This is a genomic window from Specibacter sp. NPDC057265 (assembly GCF_042668835.1).
In the GTDB taxonomy this organism is placed as follows: domain Bacteria; phylum Actinomycetota; class Actinomycetes; order Actinomycetales; family Micrococcaceae; genus Specibacter.
The window spans coordinates 44,483-52,938 of record NZ_JBHUYE010000020.1 but is presented as its reverse complement, the minus strand read 5'-3'; the positions used below and the strand labels follow the sequence as shown (position 1 = coordinate 52,938).

Below are 8,456 nucleotides of genomic sequence, written 5' to 3'. Positions count from 1 at the left end.
GTGGCTCCCACCCAGGAAGGTACTGGCCCCCAACGGCAATATCAAAGGTCCCCAACGGCAATAATGGGTGGTCCCCAAACCGTCGAATACTCACCCCAGCAAGCCCTCAACGAATCCTGCAGCTGCGTCACTTACCCAACTGCTACCAAGAGGCTCAGGTCATGTCGTTCAGTCTACAGATCCTGAATCGACTGAACTACTCTTTCACAGTTATTAGAATCAATAAATGCAAATGCATTCTTCGCACGCTCTTGATAAATCTCCGCTCCTATGAAACCAGAGTCCGACAGCGAATCAATATTTTTCACTACTTCGTCTATTGATTTCAAAGTAGGACCAAAGCCAGCGGTCTCGTAATTGAAGTAGCCCTTTCGATAGCTGTGGCTACCGGAGAATATCGCTTCAGAGTCAAATTGGAAGTACAGAACCGGAGAACCTACAAAAGCTGCGTCGAACGCAATCGACGAATAGTCCGTTATAGTCATTGCGGACTTAGCAAGTTCGTCCTGCAGACTGCGTTGACTCGAGTCAAACACCCTGATGTGCTCGGGGAAGTCAATCACGTTGATAAGATCGCTCATTGCAGGGTGTGGAATGAAGACAAGATCCAAATTGTTACTTTCGGCTATAACCTTTAATCTCGGGTCGTTCAGGAGACCCATCCAGTTTTCCCCGAACTGTGACTCTTGGAAAATGGACTTCTTCTGTTCAAGGCTGCCCGCTTCGTTCATGTCGTCTCTTAGTGCCTGCCGCCACGTTGGCATGATGACCACTACGTTCCGGTCAATCCTGTCTCTTGTCCCACGCTTCTCAAGGAGGGCGTCAAACCTTGGCAATCCAGTAAGTTTAGTTTCCTTAGACGTGAACTTATATGGTGAGTAGTCACCAGCAATAGACTCGTATTCAGGCTTCGTGGACGTGACAAACATTGCCAAGTTTTTACCGTTCAACCACCGGGACAGATCGTCCTTAATAACGCCGTGCTGCAGGAAAATAATTTTTGCGGGACTAGAACCAAATCGTTTCTCGTCCAATGGATACTGAACACCATGCGTTGCATCTGAGGAAATCTGGAACTGAGCGGCGAGCGACAGAGCCACTGCCTCCCTCGATCCGTATTCCACAAGACGAAATCCCTCGTTAGCCAAACGAGTCCAGTCTTGTGAGGATCGCTGCAAAAGAAACCATGCATTTATGTCAGGACGGTTCTTCATCAAGTATCTGTATAGGTGCTCACCGTTGTCATCCGCTTTATCTACACGGTCCATGACAACCCAAGCATTCTCATACTTAGCCCTCATCGCCGCTGAATTTGCCCATGCCAGGGTGGCTTTATCAGCGTGTTTTTGGACCTTCGATTGCACCTGAGCCACCTTGCGTACGACTACCCGCTTGCCCACATTTAGAGTGGCTTGTGCGGCATTCCCACCATGAACCAAACGATCAATGGCTACGCGATTGGCAAGCTTGGCACGAATGACATCCGCGTGCCGAAGCTTATTCGAAACTGTGGCAACTCTCTTATTCAGCGTTGAGGAAGGTGCTGTTTGGGCGGTGGCAAGTTTGGCCGCCTCAGCTGGAGTTAGTGCTAAATCTCCTGACAGCACCGGGCGACCCCAACCCGGACGCTTCGGAGACTCAAAGCGAACAAACTCATTATTGAGGAGAACAGTGGGTCGATCGCTGGTAGTCAGCCAGACAGAGCGCTCAACCATGAAATTCTCGCCGTAGTAAGCGTGTATGACAGATTTGGTCTGACTAGGAGCAGTTATCGTCCCGTTAACCATAAACAACTCAGTGGGGGCCACGCCTCGGTAAGTATAGACGATTCGGGTCGGAGAAGTGCCCTCCTTAGACCACAGGTAGGCCCGCTGTACCTTCAGGCCCTGTCCTTTGTAATAGGCAAGAATCGCTTCCCGGGTGATCCAGGACCACGGTGTAACGTTATATCGGTCGATCGTGTCCCGTTCAATATAGGAGAACGTCTCTTGTAGTAGTTTGAGAAGCAACGCACGTTGATCGTTACTCAGCCAGGCCGTTGAGCTGTTCATTTTCTTGTCTTCAGACAAATACCATTGAATATCGTATAGGACCATATTTTGCGCCCAAACGGGCACATGGCCCAACCGCTCTTGTAGACCTTTGAAGAGGCCCAAGTAGCCGTATCGAAGAACTTCATCGTAGCGTTCAGGATGCCCCCACCCCGACTGAACTAACGACGATCCATCTCCTCTTTTTCTATACAGATATCTTGCGCTCGAGACTAAACCGACGACAGGCCGCTCCAGGTAACTCATAAAACGACCTATAAATTCGCCATCTTCAAATGTGGGTCTGATTCTCTCATCGAAACGAAGTTGATGCTTGTCAATTATCGACCTTCGCATGAAGATCGTAGCTCCGCCCAATTGTATGTTGTGGGGGTCTTGGTCCAGGTCTACAAGGCGATCTCCAAAAAAATACTTCCTCGCCAAAGGGTGATTGTCAGAGATCTTTCCTGTTTTCTCCTGCCAGATCATAACTCGAGTGGTGAGGATGGAAGCCATTTCACCGGTATCACGCTTTATGAAATTTTCAACATTTTCGAAATATTTTTCTTGCAGTGCGTCATCCGGATCAGAGAAAGTGATCCACTGGTTTTTGGCCATCCCAATGCCAATATTTCGGGCTGAAGCAGGGCCACCATTCGATTTGGTCGTATGACGGATTATACCGGGGTACTTTTCTGACCATTTTTTGACCTTGTCATATGACCCGTCAATGGACGCATCGTCGACAACGATTATATCCAAATCTTCGAAAGGGAATGTCTGTCTTTCAAGGGACGTCAGGAAAGTGTCGACATAGTTCTCAACGCCGTAAAGCGCCACTACTACAGAAAAAAGGCCTTTAGTCATGCTTCCTCATTAATGCTAGGATGTAAAGTTGACGTAAAACGTCCGACGCGGGTAAGTGCATTTTGCTAAAAACTTCCAACTGTTTGGCAACAATCCCGACGCCATGTAATTTCACTAATCAGGGCTTTGTCGGCCTGGGGATCGTTGTGTAGTTGATCAAGTGCCGAGGCGTAATTATGGAATGCCGATTCCCGATCATTAATTAGTTCGAAATTCCGCCCTGCAGAGATGTAAAGCGACGCTAGAGAAATATTTGGTTTGTCAAGTTCTACGTTCTCCGTCATGAGCGAAATCAGCATGGAATATTCTGTTGCCGCTAGCGCATGGGAACCCATGCTCTCCGCAGAAGCGGCTGACGATGCTTTGGCCCTTACAAAGAGATCGGCGTTTCGATAAACAGAGTCCTCCTGTTCAAAAGGAATGGACTCGAAGAGGTTGCGTGAGCCAGTGAAGTCCCCGGCTCTAGCCATTGCCTCACCATACTTCACTAATTTTTCAAGCTCGACACTATTTATGGGATCGAACTGTGATGCTGGCAGTTTGACGCAAATCTTGTACCACTTAGCAGCGCGCTTGTACTGACCCAACGCACTTAGCGTGTCACCAATTTCCGACATAACGTTGAGCTTGAATTTTCGATTGGACGTTGCGAAGCCACTTCCGCTTTCGATGGAAAGGAGATGGTCCAAGCACATTTCGTTATTGCCCACTAGTTGCCACGCCTTTGCCAAGACGAATAACGCTTTATAGTTCAACGGATGGGCAGCACCGAGATGCTGTTCAATATCATTTTGCAAACTGCTCATGATATCAATGGAATCCGCATTCATATTGTCTAGGTCTAGTTTGAATGTGACGTATCGGGCGAACAGATTGAGTTCATCGTTCTCGCCACTTACAACATCGATCCGCCCGAGCACAGGTAATACGACCGATCTTGCCGTCTCGGTCGCTGCCATATCGCTGCAAAGGCTTGCGAGATGGAGGCGATTTCTTAGATGCGTGTCTTCCCACATGTCGACGTCATTGGGTTCCAGCTCAACGAGCAACTGTCTCAACGCGAGTTCATCGCCGTTCAGTCCGCCATCGTTTAGAATTTTGCATTCGATTTCAATAGTTTTCCGGACAAGCGGAGTATGGGATCCAAGTGAATATTGGCCACGTCGGCGGAGGCTGCGTATAGATTTGAGACGAGACTTCGTTCCAGTCTCTTTGGAGACCGAAACCAGATCAATTCCATGCAACAGTCCCGTTGTAGAGATGGCGAGGTCTTCGGTCGTATGAAGACGAGTCACCTTTTTCAACGCTTCTCGCGCCTCATCCACGAACTGCAGCTCTTGGCATGTGTATATGAAACCTACAAGCGCAGACTCGCCGAGCAATATCATGGCGGGAAGTGCAGGAGCCTTGGAGTCATCGACCAGTTTTTTGAACATGGCGTGTGCAGCACCGATTCTTCCCGACTGCACCATCGACCAGGCACGATGAACTTGGGTCTCCCACCCAGCATCATCCGTTATGACCAAGCGTCTCGAACTGGTTCGGATCGCCTCACCCAGCACAATCCCGCGAGTAGCAGCGTCGACAAGGGCATTGACGTAGACAATAGCATTATGAGCATCAGGGTCGCGGAGTGGCGAATCTTCTAGATCCAGCTCATCATTAAGGCTCTTGACTGCCTCATAGTTGCCAGTCTCCACGCAGGTAAATGCGTGCAGCACACGGAGCTGAAAGAATTGACTCGGCACTTCACCTACTGCCTCGCCCGAAGACCCATCGATGATACGGCTCAGAAGTGCTGATGCTTTTGTGAATTCTTGGGAAAGGGCTAAATACCTAGCGGCATCCGAGGCCACTCGAAGCTGGATTTCTGTGTCCCTTTCCAATCGATGAAGGATGGAGAGGGTTATAGACGCGGCTTCGGAAATTCGCCCCCGCCGGAAGTACGTCAACGACAATACAGCCTGGGTTTTCGCCAACATCTCTTCAGGGACGTCCTGCCTCTGAAGAATATTTTCTAAATTGTTCTCATCATATTTATCATCTCCAAGCAAAAGATGCATTTCGGCCGCTAAGACCTCTATCTCAAACGAAAGCCAGCTCTCTGACACGCCGGATTGAGATAAACCAGTCTGCACACTTTTACAAAGAGCTAGGCCGTAGCCAGCCTCACCGCGCCTACCAACTTCACTAATGAATGCTAATAATTTATTATTCAGGACTGTATCAGTGTAGTCGGACGCACGGATGGCTGCTAAAATCTTGCTCTCCTTCAGTGCTCCATCTGAAGGGTAAAGGTGCGGTGCAAGTATTTCCGGGAGATGAGCTGTATTCATAATCCAATTCTATCAGTAAATTTTTTTATCATTTGATGCTGGCGTCTTTATGCAAGCATGGCGGTTCGCTTAATTGAATTCAGCTACACATTCGAAATTACCCTGCATAGTGCCTGCAAAACCCTTCCGCTAGCTCGGCCATCATCTAGCGGTGCGTAAGTATTCTTCACGTGGTACGACCCATCCGCATCGTCCGCCATCCTGCTCATTTCGGAAATTAATTTAGAAAGTTCAACCAAGGATTCGCTGTGATTCCCGCCAAATATCTGGCGCGCATCAATATACGTTCCCCGCATATTCTCATACTTTCCAATGTCCGGGATGTAACCAAAAATGGGCTTTCCTGTAGTGGAATAATCAAAAATGATGGAAGAATAATCCGTGACGAGGCAGTCTGACGCCAAGATCAAATCATTAATTTCCGGCCAGCCGGTCACATTTATGATGGACTCATTTAGTTTCGATCCCATCACGGCATCACTGTTATGGTGTGACCGTACAAGGAATTTGAAATTCTTGCCTATGAGGGCGGTTAATTTTCCAATGTCCAGGTCATGTTCTCCGACATTTGAGCCGCCTAAATATACATCATCTCGCCAAGTGGGTGCTAACAGCACGGCAATGTCCTGCTTACCAATACCCAGGGCAGATCTGAGCTTGTTCCTACTCTCAAGGTTGTTGAAAAGCGCATCATTTCGTGGATAGCCCTGAATGATCATGTCTCCATTAAAATTGAAGCTCTTTTTGAATATGTCTGATGCATATTCACTTTGAGCGACCATGGCAGACCACTGAACGGACTCATTAGCCAACACCCTCCGGTAGCTAGGTGAAGTGTATGTCCTGGGCGTGTCGGAACCGATTGTTTTTAGAGGAGTGCCATGCCATGTCTGAAGGTAGACCTGTGCGACGTCCTTTCTAAAATAGAAAGGGAAATTGTTGTTGTTGATGAGTAACTTGGCCGTCGAAACCTTCTGATACCATTGTTCCGTATTTCTTATTAGGGCGATTCCGTAGTTGGGAATAGGAACCGAGTGATCCACGACTGAAAAATAGAAGGGTACTTCAGGGTGAAATTTGTGGAATTCGTCCGCCAAAGCACGTGGACTGTCCGTGGCGAAGGTTCCGCTAAAACTCTCGATGACCACGTGATTCTCTGTTTTCCTGTCCTTCTGGAAATGCTGCTGCATCCGGCGCTGGTGATACTTGCTACGCTCCATTTCCGACAGAGGAGCGGCGATTGTGACAGCAAATTTTCCGGCCTCGGTTACCCACGCCGTGACGTTGGCGTGTCTGAGTCGCTGGTGAAGAGGCGTGACGAGAACGACATCACTGGACGCGCCAATGGACACCGGAGGGGAGCCATTTTTCTGAAACCTAAGCGTGTAAGCGCCGGAGCTGTACGAAAATACATCTTGTCCCCAGGAGCGATGGTTGAGTTTGAAGGTGTAGCGTATTCGGGCGTTGTCCAGCCTGGTACTGGAGCTCGGCCTAATCAAGGTGCGCCGGGTTGATAGAAACACCCCTGCTGTTTCTGAATGGTCTCCCCAGTCCATGGTGACCTCAAAAGCGTCTTCTGCCGGGGACGTTGTGAATGCAACGACATATGGAATTACCTTGGCAGATTGCATGGTCGGGTTTTTCGGCATCTGGTGCAGTGAACTGAAATTGGTGCCCTCGATCTTCAGCTCGATTTGCACACTCTCTACTTTCGAATCCCCCAGGTCTTGAAGGCTTGCCACGCGGAACCCTGATGATGCGTGAGATGCGTAGGGATCACCAGCAAGTACATCGATTTCATTATTGATCCGCGGATGGAGTTGGGCACCATGTTTGGAGCCGTCAATAAAATTGAATGTACACCTGGTATGGAAAGTAAGCCCTTGAATGTCGAGGCCACGTAAATAGGCGTACCCCTCTAGGAACTGGCCGTGCCCGTCTTGATGATCGCGCCATCGAATGCCGGAGTCAAAGGTGAGAAGTTCCGGTGCACATTCCAACGGTGCCATGTTCATAGCCTGGTTTATGTGACGCCAGTAGTTAGGAACTGCGACAATCCGGTTCTTATCCAGCCGGACCTCATACCCATGCCCCGAGTCGATCCGGTCGACAATGACTTCCTCGACTTGATCTCTTAGGCCCAACCGTGCCAGTTCCAGGAATACGCGCGCATGGGGGTCCATGCGTTGCATGGTCTGTGCCGAGATGAGTCCCCGCGATTGGAACTTCAGATATATCCGCTGAACTGCGCTGCTTAGCGCTTCCCAGTAGTCATCTCCCCTGTTGGCCACCAGATCAAAATATGGGACCAGGTCACTGCCAAAAAGCCTCAGATACCAAACCTGAGCCGATTCGTCGGGGCCTTCATTGAGGATCAAATCCGAAACCTCGGCGGCCACCGTTAACCTGTCCTGGAGGTTTTTTAGCTCGCCTTTACCCTGCGTAATGGACGATGATCCTGGACGTTGTCTCCAGCTATAGACGTTCTCCGCAAGTACATCGAAAGCCCTTGCGCGCAGGAAAGCACGGGCTGTGGTCTCTTGGTCCTCATAGAGAATGCCCTCTGGGATAGGGGCAACGCTCAAGTCCCAAAACGTTTTACGAAATAGCTTGTTCCACAGGAACACGTCATCGAGTATTGCCGGGAACTCTTCGAGTGATATAGCAATCCGCTCAGTTGCGTGCAACCTCGCGGCTTGCTTGGTTGAAACTTTTTTTTTGCCTATCAGGCGGTCAGATGATCCCACCACGAAGTCAGAGCCTGATGCTGTGATTTTGTGCATCATAGTTTGATAGGCGTTAACAGCCACCACATCATCCGAATCAGCGAACGTTAGGAAATCCCCCCAGGCATTATCGATGGCGACGTTGCGGGCACGGCCGTTGCCGCCGTGCTCCAAGGATATGATCCGGATGCGCTTGTCCCAGCGGGCATACTGCTGTGCAATCGCCATGGACCCGTCGTTGGACCCGTCGTCGACCACAATGATGTCCAAATGTGGATAGCTCTGTGAAATCACGCTATCCAAACAAGCGGCGAGGTAGTTTTCAACGTTAAACACGGGGATAACAACAGACAATGTTCCCAAGTTCGCCGCACGTTTCCCTGCAGCGCGTGCGAGAACCTGGCGCTGTGCAGGGTGTATCGCGGTGCGCAGCTTGCTCTTCACCCTAGCCGGCACCAAGGCAGCCATTCTTGTGCGTGTACTTCTCATGGCTGTGT

At 49.6% G+C, this 8,456-nt stretch carries 3 protein-coding genes; all 3 read right to left on the bottom strand.

Going from position 1 to position 8,456, the window contains the following annotated elements; all coding sequences use genetic code 11:
* Positions 1-173 precede the first annotated feature (173 nt).
* The gene (locus ACFUCV_RS12720; RefSeq protein WP_380816242.1) at positions 174-2,897 is read right to left on the bottom strand and encodes a CDP-glycerol glycerophosphotransferase family protein; all 2,724 of its coding nucleotides are present in this window, start codon (positions 2,895-2,897) and stop codon (positions 174-176) included.
* A 65-nt stretch (positions 2,898-2,962) separates the two neighbouring features.
* Complete coding sequence (locus tag ACFUCV_RS12715; protein ID WP_380816241.1) at positions 2,963-5,233, bottom strand: hypothetical protein; 2,271 nt, start codon at positions 5,231-5,233, stop codon at positions 2,963-2,965.
* 83 nt (positions 5,234-5,316) lie between these two features.
* Positions 5,317-8,448: a CDP-glycerol glycerophosphotransferase family protein gene (locus tag ACFUCV_RS12710; protein ID WP_380816239.1), complete on the bottom strand. Its 3,132-nt coding sequence runs from the start codon at positions 8,446-8,448 to the stop codon at positions 5,317-5,319.
* Positions 8,449-8,456 lie beyond the last annotated feature (8 nt).

Coding starts and splice junctions, on each gene's coding strand:
- ACFUCV_RS12720 (WP_380816242.1), bottom strand. CDS start 2,897: ATGACTAAAGGCCTTTTTTCTGTAGTAGTGGCGCTTTACGGCGTTGAG.
- ACFUCV_RS12710 (WP_380816239.1), bottom strand. CDS start 8,448: ATGAGAAGTACACGCACAAGAATGGCTGCCTTGGTGCCGGCTAGGGTG.
- ACFUCV_RS12715 (WP_380816241.1), bottom strand. CDS start 5,233: ATGAATACAGCTCATCTCCCGGAAATACTTGCACCGCACCTTTACCCT.